The organism is Imperialibacter sp., assembly GCF_040222385.1.
Classification (GTDB): domain Bacteria; phylum Bacteroidota; class Bacteroidia; order Cytophagales; family Cyclobacteriaceae; genus Imperialibacter.
On the sequence record NZ_JAVKDF010000023.1, the window covers coordinates 288,131 to 308,879 of the forward strand.

Annotated in this window: 24 protein-coding genes; 11 read left to right on the forward strand and 13 right to left on the reverse strand. The window is 45.9% G+C overall.

All coding sequences use genetic code 11. The features are described 5' to 3' along the window. The first annotated feature begins 53 nt into the window (after positions 1 to 53). Complete coding sequence (gene miaA / locus RIG68_RS11560) at positions 54 to 974, forward strand: tRNA (adenosine(37)-N6)-dimethylallyltransferase MiaA (protein ID WP_350122235.1); 921 nt, start codon at positions 54 to 56, stop codon at positions 972 to 974. Here the strand turns inward: miaA and RIG68_RS11565 are convergent. Continuing rightward, positions 971 to 1,246 (reverse strand): hypothetical protein, encoded by a 276-nt coding sequence (locus RIG68_RS11565; RefSeq protein WP_350122237.1) that lies wholly within the window; start codon positions 1,244 to 1,246, stop codon positions 971 to 973. The genes miaA and RIG68_RS11565 overlap by 4 nt on opposite strands. 5 nt (positions 1,247 to 1,251) lie before the next feature. Further along, the gene (gene pfkA, locus RIG68_RS11570) at positions 1,252 to 2,223 is read right to left on the reverse strand and encodes a 6-phosphofructokinase (protein ID WP_350122239.1); all 972 of its coding nucleotides are present in this window, start codon (positions 2,221 to 2,223) and stop codon (positions 1,252 to 1,254) included. A 184-nt stretch (positions 2,224 to 2,407) separates the two neighbouring features. Here pfkA and RIG68_RS11575 point away from each other — a divergent pair, with 184 nt between their 5' ends. After that, complete coding sequence (locus tag RIG68_RS11575; protein WP_350122241.1) at positions 2,408 to 3,709, forward strand: glycosyltransferase; 1,302 nt, start codon at positions 2,408 to 2,410, stop codon at positions 3,707 to 3,709. A gap of 23 nt (positions 3,710 to 3,732) precedes the next feature. Beyond that, the gene (locus tag RIG68_RS11580) at positions 3,733 to 4,152 is read left to right on the forward strand and encodes an aminotransferase class I/II-fold pyridoxal phosphate-dependent enzyme (RefSeq protein ID WP_350122243.1); all 420 of its coding nucleotides are present in this window, start codon (positions 3,733 to 3,735) and stop codon (positions 4,150 to 4,152) included. A 57-nt stretch (positions 4,153 to 4,209) separates the two neighbouring features. On the opposite strand, the gene RIG68_RS11585 is transcribed toward RIG68_RS11580, so the two are convergent. Together RIG68_RS11585 and RIG68_RS11590 are read right to left on the reverse strand one after the other, a co-directional pair. Further along, entirely contained in the window at positions 4,210 to 4,587 is a 378-nt protein-coding gene (locus RIG68_RS11585; RefSeq protein WP_350122245.1) for a group III truncated hemoglobin, read from the reverse strand. 188 nt (positions 4,588 to 4,775) lie between these two features. Further along, on the reverse strand, positions 4,776 to 4,946 hold the full coding sequence (locus tag RIG68_RS11590; RefSeq protein ID WP_317487773.1) for a hypothetical protein: 171 nt from the start codon (positions 4,944 to 4,946) through the stop codon (positions 4,776 to 4,778). Positions 4,947 to 5,475: 529 nt separating this feature from the next. On the opposite strand from RIG68_RS11590, the gene RIG68_RS11595 reads away from it, so the two are divergent. The 3 genes from RIG68_RS11595 (at position 5,476) to RIG68_RS11605 (ending at position 7,561) form a co-directional block, all read left to right on the forward strand. After that, positions 5,476 to 5,598 (forward strand): hypothetical protein, encoded by a 123-nt coding sequence (locus RIG68_RS11595; protein ID WP_350122247.1) that lies wholly within the window; start codon positions 5,476 to 5,478, stop codon positions 5,596 to 5,598. Between the two features lie 431 nt (positions 5,599 to 6,029). Continuing rightward, positions 6,030 to 6,386 (forward strand): PadR family transcriptional regulator, encoded by a 357-nt coding sequence (locus tag RIG68_RS11600; protein ID WP_350122249.1) that lies wholly within the window; start codon positions 6,030 to 6,032, stop codon positions 6,384 to 6,386. Further along, complete coding sequence (locus RIG68_RS11605) at positions 6,374 to 7,561, forward strand: hypothetical protein (RefSeq protein ID WP_350122251.1); 1,188 nt, start codon at positions 6,374 to 6,376, stop codon at positions 7,559 to 7,561. The genes RIG68_RS11600 and RIG68_RS11605 overlap by 13 nt, the downstream gene beginning before the upstream one ends. 51 nt (positions 7,562 to 7,612) lie before the next feature. Here RIG68_RS11605 and RIG68_RS11610 read toward each other — a convergent pair whose 3' ends face one another. From RIG68_RS11610 to RIG68_RS11630, 5 genes are all read right to left on the reverse strand, one after another. Continuing rightward, positions 7,613 to 8,080: a DoxX family protein gene (locus RIG68_RS11610; protein WP_350122253.1), complete on the reverse strand. Its 468-nt coding sequence runs from the start codon at positions 8,078 to 8,080 to the stop codon at positions 7,613 to 7,615. A gap of 11 nt (positions 8,081 to 8,091) precedes the next feature. Next, on the reverse strand, positions 8,092 to 8,445 hold the full coding sequence (locus tag RIG68_RS11615) for a nuclear transport factor 2 family protein (RefSeq protein WP_152000314.1): 354 nt from the start codon (positions 8,443 to 8,445) through the stop codon (positions 8,092 to 8,094). Between the two features lie 97 nt (positions 8,446 to 8,542). Beyond that, positions 8,543 to 9,127 carry a Crp/Fnr family transcriptional regulator gene (locus RIG68_RS11620; RefSeq protein WP_350122255.1) on the reverse strand — a complete coding sequence of 195 codons (585 nt, stop codon included), beginning with the start codon at positions 9,125 to 9,127 and terminating at the stop codon, positions 8,543 to 8,545. Positions 9,128 to 9,212: 85 nt separating this feature from the next. Next, entirely contained in the window at positions 9,213 to 10,697 is a 1,485-nt protein-coding gene (locus tag RIG68_RS11625; RefSeq protein WP_350122257.1) for an oligosaccharide flippase family protein, read from the reverse strand. 2 nt (positions 10,698 to 10,699) lie between these two features. Beyond that, positions 10,700 to 11,422, reverse strand: coding sequence for a class I SAM-dependent methyltransferase (locus tag RIG68_RS11630; protein WP_350122259.1), 723 nt, complete (start codon positions 11,420 to 11,422; stop codon positions 10,700 to 10,702). Positions 11,423 to 11,472: 50 nt separating this feature from the next. Between RIG68_RS11630 and RIG68_RS11635 the strand changes: the two genes are divergently transcribed. Then, positions 11,473 to 12,675, forward strand: a complete 1,203-nt coding sequence (locus RIG68_RS11635; protein ID WP_350122261.1) for a glycosyltransferase family 4 protein — start codon at positions 11,473 to 11,475, stop codon at positions 12,673 to 12,675. Between the two features lie 50 nt (positions 12,676 to 12,725). Here RIG68_RS11635 and RIG68_RS11640 read toward each other — a convergent pair whose 3' ends face one another. Genes RIG68_RS11640 through folK form a run of 3 tightly spaced genes read right to left on the reverse strand, consistent with a single transcriptional unit; the run spans position 12,726 to position 15,142 of the window. Further along, positions 12,726 to 13,832, reverse strand: a complete 1,107-nt coding sequence (locus RIG68_RS11640) for an aminotransferase class V-fold PLP-dependent enzyme (protein WP_350122263.1) — start codon at positions 13,830 to 13,832, stop codon at positions 12,726 to 12,728. 5 nt (positions 13,833 to 13,837) lie between these two features. Further along, positions 13,838 to 14,590 (reverse strand): sulfite exporter TauE/SafE family protein, encoded by a 753-nt coding sequence (locus tag RIG68_RS11645; RefSeq protein WP_350122265.1) that lies wholly within the window; start codon positions 14,588 to 14,590, stop codon positions 13,838 to 13,840. Positions 14,591 to 14,644: 54 nt separating this feature from the next. After that, positions 14,645 to 15,142, reverse strand: coding sequence for a 2-amino-4-hydroxy-6-hydroxymethyldihydropteridine diphosphokinase (gene folK / locus RIG68_RS11650; protein ID WP_350122267.1), 498 nt, complete (start codon positions 15,140 to 15,142; stop codon positions 14,645 to 14,647). 86 nt (positions 15,143 to 15,228) lie between these two features. Between folK and sppA the strand changes: the two genes are divergently transcribed. Continuing rightward, entirely contained in the window at positions 15,229 to 16,974 is a 1,746-nt protein-coding gene (gene sppA / locus RIG68_RS11655) for a signal peptide peptidase SppA (protein WP_350122268.1), read from the forward strand. Between the two features lie 21 nt (positions 16,975 to 16,995). Beyond that, entirely contained in the window at positions 16,996 to 17,985 is a 990-nt protein-coding gene (gene bioB, locus RIG68_RS11660) for a biotin synthase BioB (RefSeq protein ID WP_350122270.1), read from the forward strand. Between the two features lie 34 nt (positions 17,986 to 18,019). Here the strand turns inward: bioB and RIG68_RS11665 are convergent, their stop codons facing one another. Continuing rightward, positions 18,020 to 18,892, reverse strand: a complete 873-nt coding sequence (locus RIG68_RS11665; protein WP_350122272.1) for a lysophospholipid acyltransferase family protein — start codon at positions 18,890 to 18,892, stop codon at positions 18,020 to 18,022. Between the two features lie 310 nt (positions 18,893 to 19,202). Here RIG68_RS11665 and RIG68_RS11670 point away from each other — a divergent pair, with 310 nt between their 5' ends. Continuing rightward, positions 19,203 to 19,841, forward strand: coding sequence for a DUF4136 domain-containing protein (locus RIG68_RS11670; protein ID WP_152000330.1), 639 nt, complete (start codon positions 19,203 to 19,205; stop codon positions 19,839 to 19,841). Between the two features lie 112 nt (positions 19,842 to 19,953). Next, complete coding sequence (locus RIG68_RS11675) at positions 19,954 to 20,661, forward strand: head GIN domain-containing protein (protein ID WP_350122274.1); 708 nt, start codon at positions 19,954 to 19,956, stop codon at positions 20,659 to 20,661. Positions 20,662 to 20,749 lie beyond the last annotated feature (88 nt).

Sequence of the window (20,749 nt, forward strand, 5' to 3'; positions counted from 1 at the left end):
TTAATAAAATTGCAAAAAGATAAGTAAACGAGCCTGATTTAAGGATGCCAATAATGAGTCGCAGTGATAAAAAGCTGATTGTAATAGTAGGGCCAACTGCTGTTGGAAAGACCGACCTGGCTTTCGATCTGGCCAAAAAACTCTCAACTGAGATTGTCTCGGCTGATTCCCGGCAGTTTTACCGGGAGCTGGAGATTGGCACGGCAAAGCCCGAGCCTTTCATGCTTGAGGAGGTAAAGCATCATTTTGTTAACAGCCTGTCCATTGCCGAGGAGTACACTGCTGGACAGTTCGAAAGAGATGCGCTGACTGTGCTTGCAGATGTTTTTAAAAAGAGAGACGTAGCCATCATGGTGGGTGGATCGGGCCTTTATGTGCAGGCGGTGTGCGATGGCATGGATGAAATGCCTGTTATCAAAGAAGGTGTGCGTGAGAAGTGGAATGCGAATGTGGCAGAAAATGGTCTTTCGGAAGTGAGAAAATTCGTTGAGGAACACGACCATGAGTTTTTTCAGGAGGTTGATAAGAACAATCCTGTGCGGCTTGTGAGAGCAGCTGAGGTAATTGAATCTACAGGGAAAGCGTTCTCCTCTTTCAGAGCCAGGCAAAGTAAAAGTGAGCGACGGTTTTCTACGATAAAAATAGGCTTGACCGCCGAGCGCCAGCAGTTGTATGACCGGATCAATCTGCGCATGGATCAAATGATCGCCAACAGTCTTTTTGAGGAGGCTACGGCGTTTTTCGGCAGCAGGCATCTCCAGTCGCTGCAAACGCTGGGTTACCAGGAGGTGTTCGGCTACCTGGAAGGCAAATACGACAAGGCAGAGGCTATTCGCCTGCTCAAGCGTAACTCACGAAGGTATGCAAAAAGGCAGCTGACCTGGTTTAGAAAAGATGCGGAGGTTCAGTGGTTTGATCGGCTGGCAACTGCAGAAGTTTACAAAATGCTTCGTGAGAACGGGCTTAACGTTTAGAACTTCCTCAACTTCATAAGCATGGCCACAATCCGGTAGGGGAAGCTGGAAATAAGCTTGTTGTAACGAAACATCTGTGCTCTCAGGCTTCTAAGCTCTTTCGAGTCTTCTGAAGTCAGTTTCTGGTCAACTACTTCCAGGCTCCCGGAAAGCCCAAATTCACTGGTTGAGGTGAGTATCTTTTTTTTCTCAGAGCGAAGAAACTGGCTGACCACCATGCCCCAAAGCATCAGAAAAAGAGAAAGTGTCAGGAAGATGGGTAAAAAGCCCATGACAATTAGATGCTAAGAATTTCGACGAGCCGAATCAGGTCCTGATCAAGTGGCTTGGACTTAGAGATGGCAATTTTTAGGTTGGTGTATACCACTTCTTTGTCGATAATACCGACCATTACATTTTTCTCTCCGTTGAGCAGGCCTTCTACTGCCGCCAGCCCGAGTCTGGAAGCAAGAATCCTGTCAAAAGCAGTGGGGTTACCGCCTCTTTGAATGTGACCGAGCGTGGAAACTCTGATGTCAGCTTTTGGCAAATGCGCCGCTACTTTGGCAGCAATCTCATGAGCATTCCCTTCTTCACCTCCCTCGGCTACCACCACAATGGAAGAGGTTTTCTGAGCATCTTTACCTTTCTGCAGCGTATTTATGACTTCGTTGATGGTAGTAGAAGTTTCAGGCACCATCACCAATTCGGCACCACCACCTATACCTGACTGGATCGCAATGTAGCCTGAGTGCCGTCCCATTACTTCTATGAAAAAGACCCTGTCGTGCGACATGGCCGTATCACGTATTTTATCAATGGCTTCGAGGGCAGTATTTACAGCAGTATCAAAGCCAATAGTATAATCTGAACCGAATAAGTCATTGTCAATTGTGCCTGGCGCACCCACCACCGGAATGCCATATTCCTCAAAGAAGATATTAGCACCGGTAAAGGTACCGTCTCCACCAATGGCAATCAGGCCTTCTATTCCTCTCGACGAAAGCTGCTCATAAGCCTTCTTGCGACCTTCCTTGGTCATGAACTCTTTGCTTCTGGCCGATTTGAGTATCGTGCCACCTCTTTGAACAATGTTGCTAACGGAATAGGATTTCATTTTGTAGATGTCACCTTCGATCATTCCGTTGTACCCATACTTGATTCCGTAGATTTCAAGTTCATGATAAAGGGCACTTCTAACAACAGACCTTATACAAGCATTCATGCCAGGTGCATCACCACCCGAAGTAAATACAGCTATTTTCTTCATTAAAAAACCATTTGTTTGCGCTTAGCTCGCCAACCTTCTGAAAAGAGAGACTTCTAACATTCTAAGGTAGGCACAAAAAGATAAATTTCTAGCGCTTTTCGCTAATGCGTGGCAAATCTACTATTAATCTTGAAATGGCCAATGGTCTCTTTTTGTATGTTTGCTTATTCTTAGCGTAGCCTGGATGAAAAAACTGAAAGTATTGATAGTTACTTACTATTGGCCCCCAAGCGCAGGAGGGGGTGTTCAGAGATGGCTCAAGCTTTCCAGTCATCTCCCGGAATTTGGTGTAGAGCCCATCATTTTCACTCCGGAAAACCCGGCATTCAGCCTCAAGGATGACACACTAACAAGGGAAGTGGCTGGCAATCTGGAGGTTTGGAAGTTTCCGATTTGGGAGCCACTAAAGTACTTCGGTAAGGAAGGGCAGCCCAGGCAGGGGCAAGTGCTTGAGAAAAAGAAGAAAGGCCTTCTTGATACGCTCCTTATTTGGGCCAGAGCTACTTTTTTTATTCCCGACCCCAGGGTCTTTTGGGTGAGGCCGTCGGTTCGCTTTCTGGCACCAATGATTAAGAGTAATGACATTGACCTGGTCATCACCACAGGGCCTCCGCACAGTATGCATTTGATTGGCATGAATCTCCAAAAAAAGACGGGGGTAAAGTGGGTAGCCGATTTCAGAGATCCGTGGTCAGAATGGGACATTCTCGACAAGCTTGGGGTGAAGGGGTGGGCTCGGAAACGCCACGGTTTGTTAGAACGAAAAGTAATCAAAAACTGTGATTTGCTCATAACGGTGAGTGATAGCTGGGCGGCTGATTTTGTCCGATTGGGCGCCACTAAAACGTTTGTATTGACGAATGGGTACGACGAGCATTCTTTGGACATTGAAAAGGCGACGGTGCCAGGAGGAAAATTCAGGCTTGCACATATTGGCATGCTCAATGAAATGAGAAATCCTGTTGTGCTGTGGGAAGTGCTGTCGGAGTTATGCGTTGAAAACAGGGAGTTTGCTGCTGGTTTGGAAATTTACCTGGCAGGTATTCTTAGTGATCAGGTGATTGCATCTATCGAGGCTTTCCCCGAGTTGAAGGGTAAGCTGGTTGTTGATGGCTACCTGTCGCATGGAAGTGCAAGACGAGCGATGAAAACCAGCACGGTTCAATTGCTGGTAATGAATGATTCCGGCAATGCAAAAGGCCACATACCCGGAAAGTTTTTTGAATACCTGGAGGCCAAGCGACCGATTTTGGCTATTGGCGACTCCGCTGGGGATGTTGCAAGGATAATAGGGGATACCGGGGCAGGTGTATGCCTTGGGTTTAACGACAAGGTTGGCATTAGGCGAGAATTGGAAAGACGATTTGCCGATTTCAAAACTGACCGACCATTTGCACCCACGCATTTCGATAAATATGCCAGAAGAAGCCTCGCTATGAAGCTTTCAAACAGGTTGTTCGAAATTTTTGTTGATAACAATCGTTGACGCAGGGTTTAGCCCGACTATATATGATGAATACAATCCCACATTTTGATATCAGCAGGCAACATCAAAAGCTTAGAGCCAGCCTTGACGAGGCCTATAACAGGGTGGTGAGCAAGACCTGGTTTGTTCTTGGCGAGGAGGTTAAAGCTTTTGAAAAGGAGTTTGGAGAGTATTTGGGCGTGAAGCACTGCATTGGCTGCGGAAATGGCACCGACGCCCTGGAGTTGGCATTGAAGGCTACGGGTATAAAAGCCGGTGACGAAGTAATTGTTCCTGCCAATACCTGGGTTTCCCTTGCAGAGTCGGTCATCAATGTGGGGGCCTCGCCTGTCTTCGCTGACGCCCTTCCCGGAGAATATACTATCGATCCTGCATCAGTTCAAAGATGCATTTCGAAGACAACAAAAGCCGCATTCTTTCGCTTCCTATGTTTCCAGAGCTAACTGATGATGAAGTGCAGAAGGTCGTCCACACATTAAATAATTTCAGAGGCTAGATAACTACCTGCTTTGCTCCACCTTGTATTGCATGAGGTAGCGGATTTGTGAGGCTCTGGTTTTGGCTTCTTCAGCCTTTAGCCCTTCGAAGAGGTCGTCCACTGTGGCCGTCCATAGTTCCAGCCATCGGTCGAAGTGTTCTTTTTTCAACGGCTCTTTCTTGTCTAATTGAATGTGGACTGACATGGGATTGCCCTTGTATGACATGAGGCCCAGCAGGGTCGTCTCCCAGAATTTATACATAGTGGGCATGTGCCTGGCAAAATCAAGTGCGGCGATGTCAGTGAAAATGTACCCTATCGTATTGTCGATTCTCACTTTGCTGTAGAACTGATCAACCAGTTTTTCAATGTCTGCCCTGGAAGTAATGTCCCTCTTCATGCTTTACGGCTTTTTCAAATGCTGATACAAGTATATAAAGCAGCGAAGTACCTTTTTATGATTATCGTCACATGGCACAAAAAAAGAAGCCCACACCTGTTGATCCCGAAGGGCAGGCATGGACTCCAAACTAATAAACCAGATCGATAGCCGTCGTTGGTCAGCTAAAGATTTCTTCAACGAGGACTTTACTTTGAAGCAAAATTCCTCATATATGTATTACACGCTGTTTCGCTTCCAATAAACATGATCGAGTACTCTTTCATTACCAACCAGGTATTGTCGTCCTTTGAGAATTTCAGCGTAAGCTGATCTTTTGATTTTGACACCTGAGCGAGCACTTTTGAAAACCAGTTCATGATATTTTTTGTTTGGTTATTCAATTATACGGAGGAAAAGGGAGTGAGAAATTTTGTTTCGACGAATACGAAGTAGGTGTCGATAGAGCCGGGATATGCGACGACGTAGTAAAAATTGGTACTATTAAAATTATTTTTTGTGTTTTTCAGGTAGATAATTCCAAAAAGCGGAGCCTGCCTGCCAGCTAAGGCATCGAGCCAGGGGTTTGGGTTCAAAGATTACTTTGGTTAAAGGCTGTACTATTTGGGGCTCCTCTTAGGAAGATGTCACTTTCGTGTGAAATTTCTCATGTAGATGTTGCATTGCATCTCGTCTCCTATGAATAGGATTGAGTGCTCCTTCATTACAAGCCATACATTGTCATCCTTTGAAAACTTCAGCCTAAGTTCATTTTTTGGCTTTAATATCTTTGTAAGAACTGCGGGTAGCCAGGACATATCACTAAGTAGTTGATTTGTCTATTAATACGGTGCGTAAAGCAGAGGTAAGCGAGGTTTCGACGAAGTGGAATTTGACATCGACAGACCCATGCGACAACCCGATCGAGCAGAAAAGGAGTTGCTCAAGCTGACAGGCAACGTATGGATGAGAAACGAAAACAAAAAGCCATACCTGTTGATCCCCGAAGGGCAGGTATGGACTTCAAACTAATTAACCAGATCGATAGCCAATCAATGACCGACTATTGATGTTTTAAAAGCGAATTACTTCGATACGTGATTCCACAAATAAGCATTGCATTGTGGTTCGTTACCCATATATAGAATATCATACCCCTTCATCACCAACCACGTGTTGTCCTCTTTAGAGAATTTCATTACCAGTTGGTTATTTGATTTTTTTGAGAAAAGTTTCGTTAGCCAGTTCATAGTATAGATAGTTTGTTTTGACAGTTTATACCCCTCCAGAATGCCTGGTAACCGTTGTTTCGATGAACACTACCAGAGAAACGACGGATCACAGGTAATTGAAGATGTGTCCTTTTAAGAGCTTGCCGTTGATAGTCTGGTGTCGAAATATGAGCGTCATATTTGTGTTTTTATTTTAGATTATATATATTTAAGAAAATTAAATATATAACAATGTCATCATCTGAATTTATAAAAGGCACGCTTAAGACGATTATTCTGAAGCTCCTTGCCGAAAACAAGCAAATGTATGGGTATGAGATCAGCCAGAAAGTGGAGGAGCTTTCTGCCAGCGAGATCAAACTTACCTATGGTGCTCTTTACCCTGTGCTCTACAAGCTGGAGAATGAGGGGTTGCTGGTTGCCGAAACCGAGGTGGTGGACGGACGTGCCAGAAAGTACTATTCGCTTACACCTCAGGGCGTTGAGTTGGCCAGGGTAAAAGTGTCGGAGTTGCAGAAATTCACCGAAACGTTGAAAAACATATTGCTTCCTGCGCCAAACATAAGCCTTGAAACATGGGGCGTTTGAGTGAACAGCAGCTTGAGGCTATCAGAGATTATCTTGGCCGTCAGGGGATGACCTACAAGCCCCTGCAGGATGAGATGCTTGATCATGTCAGCTGCGATATAGAAAAGCTGATTGTGTCAGGGCAATCTTTTGATGCTGCCTGGCTGGCGATCACTAAGGAACTACCCCCGAAACAAATTCAAGCAATTCAAATTGAAACCATGGAAACAATAAACAAAAAGGAATCACTCTCGAAGTGGTTCGCCTATCTTTCATTTTTCCTGCTTTTCGCAGGATCTGTGTTTAAGCTGATGAAGTTCCCGGGCTCCGGGCAAATGCTCATCGGATCATTTGTAGCCATTGCACTTGCGCTAGTGAGTGGATCTACTTTTGGCATGATAGCTAATAAAGAGAAGAGGGGGGGCTGGCTGCTTGTAGCAATCCTGACAGGAGTGTTGCTGTTTTTGGCCTCATTTACATTTCAGATCCTGCACCTGCCAGGAGCTATTGAGCTGAGGACAATGGCAGTGGTGACGCTGTGTTTATCTTTCTCTGGTTCTTTTTTCTACCTGAGAGGTAGCGGAAACTATCTGTTGCCCTGGCTTCACGAGAGGTATACGTCGGCTATTGAAAGATTCATTTTCATATTGTTTGGTGCCGTGTTTGTGATCCGAATACCTTCGCTTTTGTTGGAATACGAAGACTTTATGTCTCGAATTTTGTTGGTTATTACCATTGCTACTGCCGGGCTACATTTCCATGCACTAGCTTGGCATACTTATAAAACGAGTGAAAAACCGACGTTGATCTACTCAGTCGGGCTTTCAGTTAGCATCATCTGCTTCCTCCTGCCAGCGCTGATGGGCTTTTTGAGTTTGCCAGTTCGGGCCGGGCTCATGGTTGCCTTTTGGCCAATCGCTGGAGCCATTGTTGCAGTGAGGTCACAGGAAGGCAATATGAGAGTGGCGGCCTTTTTTTCTATCGGCCTTATAACACTCATTAACCTGCTATCGGCGCTGGCCAGTAGCGAGGTTTTGTCCGCTGCCCTGAACGCATTCTCTTTTAATGGAATAGTTTTAATGATTCTGTTGGCCGTGTTAGTGGTCTTCAGGAAGAATCCCTTTTTCAGGATGTATCTTCTGATTGCTGTTAGCCACTATCTGTTTATGTACCCCTGGGAGCTGGGGCTTTGGTAAAATTTGTAAATGCTGGTTTTGAGTCGTCAGCCTCAAAACCAGCATCTGTTTTTAATAGGAATGGGCCTGCTCAGTTATTACACGGGACAAGTATTTGTCGGCAGAGTATCTGCCACCTCCAGAAAGGAGCAGAGCAATACTCATTCCCAGCCACAGGATGAAGAACTCAATCCCTTCACCAGGCTGATTTCCATACCAGTTCATAAAAAAACCATATTGCAAGTGAGAGGTGATAACAATTCCTATCGCAAGCAAAATGTAGGAGGCAGCCAAAATTCTTGTGGCAAAACCGGCCAGTAGAACAATAGAGCCTAATGCCTCCAGGAGTATTACCAGAAAGCCGAGCAGCCAGGGCAAGCCAACGGTCTCGGTAAAGTAAACCATGGTACCTTCGAAGCCATAGCCGCCAAACCAACCGAACAGCTTTTGTGCTCCATGAGGAAAAATGACTCCAGCTAGTAAAAGCCTGAGAACCAGGTTGGTCCACGAGCTTGTTGTTTGAAATAACTTCGTTTTCATAGCACTGTGCTTTAGGATCCATAATAGAATTTCTCCCGAACGATCTGTCCGTTTTTCCACTCTTGAACGGAGACCTGTGTGTAGTTGCGCACGCCCCACTCCCGGTGTGTGTAGTCGTAGTGCCATTCTACCATTGTTGAGTTTTCTCCTATGGTCACTTTCAATGGTCTGGCTCCTCTGAATTCGATGATCGCTCCGAAAAACTCTTCTTCCCGCTTTCTGTTTGCGGTCTTACCCACAGTGGGCTTCGTTTCATTTTCCTGCATCACTACATCCTCATGGTAGTACCTTTCGAATGCTTCCATGGCTTTGCCCTGAAGAATCAGATCGTTCAGGTCGCTGATTTTTTCCAATAATGTTGACATATCACTTTGTGTTTTTGTGTGGCACAAAGTTCCGGCAGGCGATGCTGGTGGAAAATAAACCAGATTAAAAAGGGATGTTAAACTAGGTTAATAGGCTCTACTGTTCGTGAATGAGCTGGCTGCGAATTTTGCTTAAAAACTCCTTGGTGATTCCGAGGTAGGAAGCGACCATATACTGTGGCACACGCCGCTCTATTTGCGGATACTTTTGCCGAAAGGCCAGGTACCTTTCCCTGGCAGGAACGCTCATGCTTTGCACTATTCTATCTTGCGAGGCCACAAAAGCATTTTGAATGATGATCCTAAAGAATCGTTCAAGCGATGGAATTTTCTGGTAAAGTGCTTCAAGTTTTTCATGATGGAATTGAACCAACTCCGTATTTTCCAAGCATAGCACATTGTAGTCGGCAGGCCTTTGCTTGATAAAGCTACCCAAATCAGTTACCCACCAGTTTTCTATTGCAAACATGGCAATATGCTCGTGACCTTCCGGGTCTGTGTAAAAGGACTTCACACAGCCCGATAAGACAAAGTTTTCAAATTGGCAGATATCTCCTTGCTGCACAATGTATTGGCCTTTCAGGTACCGTCGCCGATTTACGTTTGCGAGAAGTAGCTCTTGCTCTTCGATAGTCAATGCCACATACCTGGCGATATAATCAAACAGCGGCTGTATGTTCATTTTCTGTAGGTTAACTCATAACTGATAAACGTAATTTTTGGCTTGGGGATTAGCTCGTTTTCAAACCACGGATTCTGCTGGAGCGTTACGACCTAAGTCTACTCCAAACCACCTTTACTAGTTCATTCACATCCGGTGAAATTCTAAAAAGAAGGACGGCCCCGCCAAATAGGATCGTAATCATTGTGGATCGGACAAAAATATCCAAAAATACATTTGAGAAGGAGGGAAGGTAGATGCCCGCCAGTAGAACCAATGCTGAAATGACAACCATCCCTAGATTCTTGAAAGTAAATGGCTGAACACCCAGTTTTACCCATACAAAAGTCATTTTGACCAAATTGTAGAGTAGCAGAGAGATGGCTGATGCCCAGGCGGCACCATCGATGCCGTAGAGTGGAATGAGCCATTGGTTGAGCATGACGGCAAGCACGGCGAGTATAACCAGCGAAAGCACATTGAACCGGAAGTACTTCGACATCACAATGATCTCACCGTTGAGGCTGAAGGTCATGTCCAGCAGTTTGCCCAGCCCGATGATGTTCACCACCGTAATGCCCTGGATAAAGGCTTCGTTGTTGGGCACCAGCGCAAAAATGGAATTCAGGTTGGCCGCAATGCCTATGTAGAGCAACGAGCCAGCGATCATCTGGTTGATGGACACCTTTTTGTACAACTTGTCAATTTCCACCATATCATGCTTGTCGAAAGCCCGGGAAATTAGCGGTGTCGTAATCTGTGTCAGTGCCCGGCGTGGCATTTCGATCACCACCGCTATGTAAAAGGCAGTAGTATAGATACCATTCCAACTCAGGCCAATCATCCCGCTGATCATGATTTGGTCGATATTGAGGATAATAAACGATCCACCTGCGCCCAGCAAGGCATACGTGCTGTAGACCATCATTTCTTTCAGTTGAGGTCTCTCAAAAGTGGAAAAGGAGAATTTGAGAGAAAGCTGCTTGCGGTAGGCAAGGTAGCCCAGCAGGTAAAGCAGGGATACGCCGTAGACAACAATCATGGTGTAAACCATGACAGGAAAAGTGATGATATTCAAGGCATAGAGGAGTACAGTGATGCTCGTGCCTATCCTCACCAGCACTTCCTTGGCAAAATTGGCGGCCACAATTTTCAGCAAAGCACGAGAATACCCTTCTGCTACCGCCTGAAACGACATGACCAGCAGCACAGCCAGGATCACCCACTGGTAATCATTGACCAGTCCAGACTCTTTAGCGAAATAGGCTGTGATGGGTTCCCGGAAAATATTGTAAAGCACAAGTGTGATCAGGTAGCCGACTGTTACCCCAATGAACCCAAAGGCCAACAACTCGCCAGGGCCATTTTTTTTCTTCTCAAAGGCCGGGTAGTAGCGAACAGTGCACTGCGCCAAACCAAGCTGTGCAAGCGGCAGCAGGAGAAAGGCTGCACTTGGAATAAGCCTCACCAGGCCAATTTCTTCTGGGGTCAGAAATTTTGGAAACAGGATGAGCACGTTGATGTAGCCTATCACCACCCCCACATAGGTGAGCACTGTAGTGATAAAGCTCTGCCGGATGACTACGCCCATGGTTAAGGTTTAAACCAGATAACGGTGTCTGTGAGACCTGTGGTGGTGAAAACGCATGGCCAGTCTTTTACAGCCTCATGTACCGGCTTGTACCAGTCCCTCTCTGCATTGTCCAGCACAAGCAAGCCCCCCGACTTCAGTTTGTGAATGCCAATCAAAGCACACTCGGTGCGGGCACGGCCGTCAACAAGCAGAAAGTCGATGGAGTTATCGTCAAAAGTAAGTAGCTCGCTGACGTAGTTGACGAATCCTTTTTTGGTTTCAAGCCCTTCGGGAAAGTAACTTAACATGGGTGCTGGAAACGGTTTTTCCTTTTCATCAGGTTCAACCAGTCTATAATCGACATTGCTGATATTTCTTTCTTTCATCCAGGCTTGCACTTTTTCGTGCCAGCCTTTGTGGTGCTCAATACTAGTGAGATGACCGAGATGCTGCGCAAAAAAAGCGGTGCTTTTTCCACTGCCAAACTCAACACCTTTCATGTCTTTTGTCAGCAACTCCCTGAAAATGACAATGGAAGCTGGCGACGTCCACGATGTCATGCGGTTGAACTGCTTGAAAATCCAGTAGTAAGTCTTTAGCACCGGGCGCAACAAACGATACGATATGTAAGTGAAGTTGGCACCTTTAGCTGCTTCCGCCGGTGCCTTGATGTTTCGTTTGACGAAGAAAAAATTGGCTGCTAATTCTTTTGCCTGCTCGTACCTGGCTTGCGATGTTTGCATTGTTTGTATTTTGCGGCTCGAAGTTATCAAATTATCCAGAACAAACCGGAATGGCGCCACTCAGAATAGGCATGTTACTTGATCAGGATTTTCCGCCCGACTCCCGGGTGGAGAATGAAGCGGTAAGTCTGATTGAAGCTGGTTTCGAGGTATTCCTTTTCTCGCTAGCGTACAAAAAGGGAGCGGGACAGGAGGTTTGGAATGGAATAAAAGTCAAGAGATACGCAGCGAACAAATGGATTTATAAGTCTTCGGCAGTGGCCTATGACTTCCCTTTTTTCCACAAGAAGGTGAAGTCGATGATTGCCGACTTCATTTCCAAGAATGACATACAAGCGCTGCACGTGCATGATATGGTATTAGCGAGAGCTGCTTTTCGGGCCAACAAAGTGTTCGGTCTTCCACTCACGCTCGATCTGCACGAGAACAGGCCCGTGATCATGCAGTTTTACCCACATTTGAAGAAGTTTCCTGGCAAATATCTCATCAATTTGTCAAGGTGGGAAAAGGCGCAAAACCAGCTTCTGAGAGAAGCCGATAGGGTAGTGCTGGTGACAGAGGAGGCACGGGACGAAGCAGTCCGTTCCGCCGGTATTGATCCTGGAAAAGTGGTGGTAGTGCCCAACACTATTCACCCCGATATCTTTTTAAGCTATCCAATTGAAGAGCAAATCGTCGACCGCTTTAAAGACACTTTCAACATAGTGTATGTAGGCGACACTGGATTAAGGCGTGGCACCATGGAACTTATTGAAGCACTCCCTATTGTTTTAGAAACAGTAAAGAACGCCCGTTTGATTCTCGTTGGTAAGAGCTCTGAAGACCTCCAATTGATGCAACGTGCAGAAGAACTAGGTATTTCTCGGCATGTGAGCTTTGAAGGCTGGCAGGATGTCTCGTTGTTTCCCTCTTATATTAGCGTTGCATCGGTATGCGTGTCACCCATCCACCGAAATTTGCACCACGATACAACGTTCGCTAATAAGATCTTTCAATACATGGCTATGGGTAAGCCATTGGTTGTCAGTGATTGCCCGCCGCAGGTGAGGGTGGTTCAGGAAGCCCAGTGCGGATTGGTTCACGAGGGAGGGAGTGCTGCGGATTTGGCCAGGCAGATAATAGGTATTTCCGAAGACCCGTCACAAGCTGCCAGAATGGGCGAGAATGGTAAAAAGGCGGTGCTTGACAAGTATAATTGGCCTAAGACCAGTGCGAGGCTTATTGACTACTACCAAAGTCTCGCAAACGAATAACTAGAAGAGGGGTGCTACAAAGACACCAAGGCACGAAGACTCTTCTAAGTTTATGTAGCTATGACCTTTCTAAATTTGTCAATCTCCCCCTCTTCATTATAAAAATGCACAGCCGCCCGCAGGTAATTTGGCCGGTAGGTAGTGATGATTTTTTCGTCAATCAGCTTTTGATGTAGTGACTTGTCGCATTCGAACGACACAATGCCCGACCAGCTTTTCTCGTCCCTGGGAGCCATAGGAGTGAAGCCGGCCTCAGTAATAGCGGAGTGCAGCTTTTCAGAAAGCGCCTTCACCTCCTCGTAGATGTTTTGCCACCCGATGGCTTTCAGCTCTTTCATTGCCTGTCCCTGCATCAATATCAGAAGGGGTTTGGGGTGGCCAGCTTCAAGACTTTGGGGTAGTTGTTTGAGGTTCTCAGCCGGGATCGGATTCTTTAGGAAATCCGTCATACTCCCAGGGCCGAGCGATCCCTGCGCCAGCTTCTTTCTCGATGCTTTGTTGATGTAAATAACACCAGCCCCGTAACCTGAAGTCAACCATTTGTAGCTGCTGGCAGCCAGCACATCAATATGCACCTTTTGCAGGTCGATGGGGATCACACCAAGGCTTTGAATAGCATCCACAATGAGAAACGCTCCGTGCTTTTGGCACATGGCAGAAATGGCTTCGAGATCTACCCGGTATCCATTGGTGTACTGCACATGGCTTATCGCCAATATCTTTGGTTTGCCGGATAGTGCTTTTTCGATGGCCTCCAGATCAATGTGGCTTTTCATGTCCCAGTCAATCCAGTGAATTTTTCGACTGTGGTGAATCCATGGCAGTGTCACCGAAGGAAAATCGTGCTTTACCAGAACCAGTTCCAGATCAGACGGCAACATTTGCTGAACCCAGGAAATACCGTACGAGGTATCCCAAACCAATCCAATTTCTTCGTTCGAAGCATAAAGAAGCTCAGCGAAAAGTGTTCTGGTTTCTTCCATTTCGCCCATCCAGTTTGGCAGTTTCTGACTGGCATATTGTGCGAATTCCGTTAGGTAGTCGGTTCCCTTTTGAAGTGTAGACTGGCTCATGGCACCAGCATTGGCTGTATTGAGGTAAGTGGAGTTGCTAAGAAGGGGGTAGTGAGAGCGAATGCTTTTTTTGTCTGCTATCATTTCTTTCAGGTAAAAAACCAAAGTTTAATGGCTAACGCAATTACGGTAATCACGAGGAAGATGCGAATCACTTTGTCGCCTTTCTCCACCGACCAGCGGCTCGCAATCCATCCACCAGCGCTGTTGCCCACGGCGAGCACCAGCCCCAACGTCCAATTTACCTTGTCTTCGATAATGAAAACCAGTAGCGCTGATCCGGTATAGATCAATGCCGCAAATACTTTGACGAAATTGGCTTTTACCAACGAAAACCCATTGATGTGAGTGAGTGCGGCAATGGTGAGAAAACCTACACCGGCCTGAATGAACCCACCGTAGATGCCAATAAAAAAGAAGGCAACGACTCCCCAAAGCTGGTGCATGAAGTCCAACTTTTCACCTGTTGATTTTTTCTTGACTACCGAATCGAAAATGATGGAAAGCACAACCAGCACCATGATGATGGCCAAAATGCGGTTAAAAAGATCGGCATCAATTTCTACGGCGAACCATGCACCAATGACACCACCTATCAGAGACGAGCCAGCCAGCCACCAGGAATAGGGTCTGGCGGATACGCCCTTGCTTTGAAAGCCAGCCACCGAAAAGATATTTTGTCCCATGATGGCCACCCGATTGGTGGCATTGGCGACTGCCGGTGGTAGTCCAAGAAAAATCAGCACTGGCAGCGACAGCAATGAGCCTCCGCCAGCTACCGTGTTGACAAAGCCAGCTATAAACCCGACGGCTACAATGAGCAGATATTCGTAGTATTCCATGCGTCCTCGTTAGCTGCCGAAGTTAGAAGAAAAATGTATCAGAGGATATTTATTTTATGTTGTGGCGGTGGCGTCTGATAACTTTGTCACCTCCAATGTGTCGGGACATTCACTAAGTAGTTGTGTTTGATTTTTACCTAAAGTTGGGTGAATAAAATCAGGCGCAATCTCGGCCAATGGTGCGAGGGTAAACCTTCTGAAGGGAATTTGTGGATGAGGTACCACCAGCGTATTTGTGTTGATTACGTCATCGTTGACGTACAAGATATCGATATCTATGACCCTTGGCCCCCATTTTTCTATCCGCTTTCTGCCGAGATGCTTTTCAATTTCCAGCGCTTGATTCAAGACCTCTTCAGCCCGTACACCACTTTCAATCTCAATCACCTGGTTAAGGAAATCAGCCTGGTCAGTCTGGCCCCAAGCCTGGGTGGCGTAAATAGATGAACTTCGAACCATCTGCCCTATTCGCTCGTTTATCATTCGGCCTGCCTCCAAAAGGGTAGCCAAACGATCGCCCTGGTTGGAACCGAGTAAAAGGAAAATGCCCATGGAGGTGAATAATTTTAGCGGTGCTCTTAACTTAGGTGAATCTTGTTAGATTTGCAAAGAACAAAAATAAATCAAAAACTGTCTCAATGGCCTTTCTTCGAAATTTGTTAGCCACTATCCTTGGCCTTTTTATCTTCAGTTTCCTTGGCATACTTATCCTTGTTGGCATTGCTTCCAGTAGTTCGGAAGAAACAGTAGAAGTGAAAGATAATTCTGTCCTCTACCTGCCATTAGGAGGTATTTTAAGCGAACGTACACCGGAAGATCCGTTTCAGGAGTTTTTCCCAAATAGCGGGCCAAGCTATATCGGCGTACTTGATCTGTTGAAAGTTATAAAGAATGCAAAAACAGATGATAAAATTAAAGGCATATACATTGAGCATGGCTACCTGTCGGGAGGCTTTGCCAGCCTGAAAGAGGTCAGAGATGCCCTTTTGGATTTCAAAACATCAGGAAAGTTTATCTATTCATACGGAAACTACATTTCAGAAGGCGACTACTATATCGGGTCAGTAGCTGACGAGCTCTACGTTAACCCGCAAGGTTCACTTGAATTTAATGGTTTTAGCGCCAATATTTCGTTTTTTAAGGGCACACTTGACAAGCTGGAAATTGAGCCACTTGTGTTCAGAGTAGGAGAGTTTAAGTCGGCGATAGAACCCTTCATCCGCAAAGACATGAGTCCTGAGAATGAGCTTCAGATCAAATCTTTTTTGAACTCTGCTCACGATACCTTCCTTGCGGACATTGCCGAAGCAAGAAACGTCCCAGCCGAAAAGTTGAAGGAGATTTCATCTGAAATGAAGGTGAGAAGAGTGGCTGACGCTGTTGACTATGGCCTGGCTACCAAAGTGGCCTATGAGGACGAAATGAAAACCCTGCTCAAGATAAAACTTGGAATAGAAGAGAGTGCTGATATTTCATTCATTTCGTGGAAAAAGTATAAGAAGTCAATTTCGCCAGATGAAATTTCGAAGAACAGGATTGCGATAATAGTTGCAGAAGGTGAAATCTTGATGGGAGAGGGAGAAGATGGCCAAATTGGAGCCGAGAAATTTGCCCGGGAAATAAGAAACGCCCGGGAAAGCGATAGAATAAAGGCGGTGGTGTTACGCATTAATTCGCCGGGAGGAAGCCTTACGGGTTCGGATATTATATGGAGAGAAATCATGCTTACGAAAGAGAAGAAGCCGATCATCGCCTCCATGGGCGACTATGCGGCTTCAGGTGGCTACTATCTTTCCATGCCTTGCGATACCATTGTGGCTCAGCCAAATACCATCACAGGGTCGATAGGTATTTTCGGCATGATGTTCAACATGGAGAAGTTTCTTGAAAACAAGCTGGGTATTACTTTCGATGTGGTAAAAACAGGCGAATATTCAGATATAATGACTGTAACAAGGTCGTTGAGTGACTTTGAGAAACAAATTATCCAGGACGGTGTGAACGAAGGCTATGAAACCTTTACATCGAAGGCAGCGGAAGCGAGGCACTTACCTATAGAAAAGCTGAAGGAGTTGGCTGGCGGAAGAGTTTGGACGGGCATTCAAGCCCATGAGCTTGGCCTGGTTGACCTGCTGGGAAGTTTTGACGACGCAGTTAAAATTGCTGCTGACAAGGCTGAGCTGGGCGACGATTATCTGTTGAGTTTCTACCCTAAGCAGAAGAACTTCTTTGAAGAGATGTTTTCAAGTGCTTCTAACGAAATGGAAGCCAGATCAATCAAAAATAACTATGGTATGCTTGCCCCTTATGTGAAAGAAATCAGAGATTTGCAGCACTATGAGGGTATTCAGGCACGCATGCCTTATTCATTTGAAATCAAATAACTGAACCTACGCTATCAGGGAATGACCGAACTAAGAAACAACTGGACCAGAGGAGAAATAGAGGAGATTTACAACTCTCCCATGTTAGACTTGATTTACAGAGCGGCTACCGTCCACAGAGAATACAGCGACGCACAGGAGGTGCAGGTCTGTACTTTGTTGTCGGTGAAGACTGGGGGGTGTCCTGAAGACTGTTCTTATTGTCCACAGGCGGCACGATATCACACTGACGTGAAGGTGCAGAAGTTAATGGAAGTTGACGAGGTTCTTTCTAATGCAAAAGCTGCCAAAGAGAACGGAAGCACCAGATTTTGTATGGGGGCTGCCTGGAGAGAAGTAAGAGACAACAAGGATTTTGACAAGGTGATAGAAATGGTCAAGGGTGTGAGCCAAATGGGCATGGAAGTGTGCTGCACACTTGGGATGATCACCGAGTCTCAGGCGAAGCGCCTGAAGGAGGCTGGCTTGTACGCATACAATCACAATCTGGATACCAGCGAAGAGGCCTACGAAGATATCATCACCACAAGGACATACAAAGACAGGCTGGATACCCTGGAAAATGTGCGGACGGCAAAAATTTCTGTTTGCTCTGGTGGCATCATTGGCATGGGCGAATCGCACCTCGACCGGGTGGGGATGCTCCACACGCTGTCGACATTGCCGGAACACCCGGAGAGTGTGCCTGTGAATGCACTGGTGGCTGTGGAGGGAACGCCTTTGGAAGATCAGGAGCGAGTGCCGGTTTGGGATATGATTCGCATGATAGCTACCGCCAGAATCATTATGCCTAAGGCTATGGTACGGCTTTCTGCAGGGAGGGTAAGCATGACCATGGAAGAGCAAGCACTTTGCTTTCTAGCCGGAGCCAACTCAATATTCGCCGGCGACAAGCTCCTTACCACGCCTAATCCCGAAGTCGACGCCGACAAGCAAATGTTTCAGGTGCTGAACCTTAAGCCCAGGGCATCTTTTAAAGGAGCCGCTGCGGAGAAATATTCGATGGTATAAAATCGAGCAGTAGCAAGAACGAGCGCATCACTTGCTACTCATTTTCTTCTCTTTTTAGCTTCCACCTGTTATGTGACCAGAGCCACAGGTGAGGGACTTCCACAATGGCCTTCTCAAGTATGGCAGCATACCGTTCAATTATTTCTTCGGCCGTCGCTTCGTTGGGGTTTTCAATCACTTTTACGAATTCAAGGGTGTAGTGCCCTCTGGAAGTTTTCTTCATTAAAGGGAAGAAGACGGGATAGTTTGTTTTGCGGGCGATCCTGTCGGCACCAATCAAAAATGGAGTGTCCTGGTTCAGGAACTTTACCCAGTGACGGCTGCTGTTTCTTTTTGGCCTTTGGTCGCCAATAATGCAGGTGACTGAAACTACACCTTGAGAGCCAAGTTCAACCACTGTTTTGTATCCCTTTTTTGAGGGCACAGCCAGCGCTCCGAATCGCTCCCTTGTGTCCTTCATCAATGCCTCATAATAGGCCGATCTCAGCGGCTGATAGAATGTGACAATCTTATGCGAGAGCGAGAGCGGTATAGCTGCCAGCCATTCCCAGTTGCCATAATGTGCCGTGTACATAATCAGGCTCCTTCCTTGCTTGAAAAAACCTTCGAAGACTTCAGGGTTTAGGACTTGAAACCGCTGCTTGATCGTCTTCCCGCCAACTGAAAGGAATTTGCCCGACTCGAAGATAAGATCAGTGAAGTGCCTGTAAAAAGCTTTTTCAATTACAATGATTTCAGCGATAGCCTTTTCAGGGAATGAAGCAGTAAGGTTTTTTCTTACAATCGCCTTTCTGTATCCAGCGAGATAGTAAAGGAAAAAGAAAGAGACATCTGACAAAATGTAGATCAGCCAGAACGGTAGTTGTGATAATAAAAGTACGGGGGTGTATTTTAGTTTTCTAAGCAAGGTGTATGAAAGTAATTGGCGCCCGTAATGTTCGGAGACCCACAGGCCCACTTTAGTCAGAGAAACAGTTTTTATATGACGTTAAGTTCTTTTACGCTGTGAATATTGGCAAGCAAACTTCACACGAAAAGTATTCGTCAAATGCAGTATACTTCGAAATAAAAAAATGGTTGTCGTATGTTCCGTGAACAGTCATTTTATTTATTAACATCAAAAGTTTGCAGGTTCACGAAAGTTTGCTGAAATTCATGTAGTTACGAATATTCTGCAAGAGGATTATCTAATATCAATACAATTAATTGCGAGACGTATGAAATCAATCTTACTATTTGCGGGCACAATTATCTTGTTTTCCCTGGGCTCCTGTGTTTCTCAAAAAGACTTTATCATTGAATCGGATTATAGCTACCTGGGAAGGTTCAATAAGTACAAGACCTTCGATTTTGTGAATATCGACAAACGTGACAGTTCCAGTCACAATCCTGATTTAGAGAAGTGGATTATTAACAGAATGGAATCGCAGGGTTACAGTTACTCCAATAGAAAGCCCGATATATATGTTAACTACAAAATTTACTTCTCTGACCTGAAATACCGTGGCTACAATCAGGAGGATCTAAATGCCTATCTCAACAAGGAAGTATCGCTTGCCTCCAATGACGAATTTGAGGATGAGGTCTACCTGAGCGACTCAGAACTTACAGAGCTTGAAAATGCTGAAGCAGCTTCAAGAAGGAAGGAATATGACTCGAGATACTACACCATGGACTCAGGCACTCTGTTGATCATCCTTGTCGACAGAAGAAAGCACAGTGCAGTGTGGCAGGGATATGCCTCAGGAGTGTTTGCTCTTGGTGCCGACAACCTTGATCGCCAACTACGCAGAGCTGCGGGCGTTATTTTCGACAAATACAAAGTAGTGGCCGATGGCTACCTTATCAACGACTAAGCATTTCTGTAACACCGGTTCTGGAGTGAGCGTCTAAGAAAAAAGATGTGATTGCTTGTGCAACCTTTGCAATTAAATCACATCTTTGGTTTAAGGACAAACTCATTATATCATGAACAGACTAAGCAAATTTTTGCCGCTACTTGTTTTGACATTAGTGGTTCAGCAGGCTGTCGCTCAACGGGTGCGGGAGGAAAGAAAGGTTTCTTCCTACGATGCCGTAAGCGTAAGCACAGGAATTGACGTTTATATTCGTCAGGGCAACCGCCAGGAAGTTACCGTGGAGGTAGACGAAGATGACCTCGACGATTTGATGACAGAGGTAAGAGGTGGAGAACTCAAAATCTATTTTGAAAACAATAACAGCTTCTGGAGTTGGAAAGATCGTGACGCCACGGTTTATGTAACCGTTACTAATGTCAAGTCCATCAGAAGCTCCAGTGGTTCGGATGTGACCGGTGAAACGATTATTGTGTCCGACTATCTGGAAGTTGAGTCTTCCTCGGGAGCTGATTTGAAACTCCAGGTGAGGGCGAGAACGCTCAGGGCTGAATCGAGCAGTGGCTCTGACATGGAGCTGTCCGGCGAGGCTGAATTTTTCGAAGGTCGCTCTTCTTCAGGCAGTGATTTGGATGCGATGGACTTAGTGGCTAAAAATGCCAAAGTGAGAGCATCTAGCGGTTCAGATTTGGCTATTACTGTCACTGACGACATCGAAGCCGACGCCAGCAGTGGCAGCGATATTTCTTATTCCGGCAGGCCGCAATATGTCAATATTGACGAGTCTTCAGGAGGCGATGTTCGTAGACGGAATTACTAACAGCAAATTCTTGCTTGATGATAAGGAGAAAGGCTTCACCGAGGTGAAGCCTTTCTCTTTAAAGGGGGGCGGTCATTTTCATAAAACG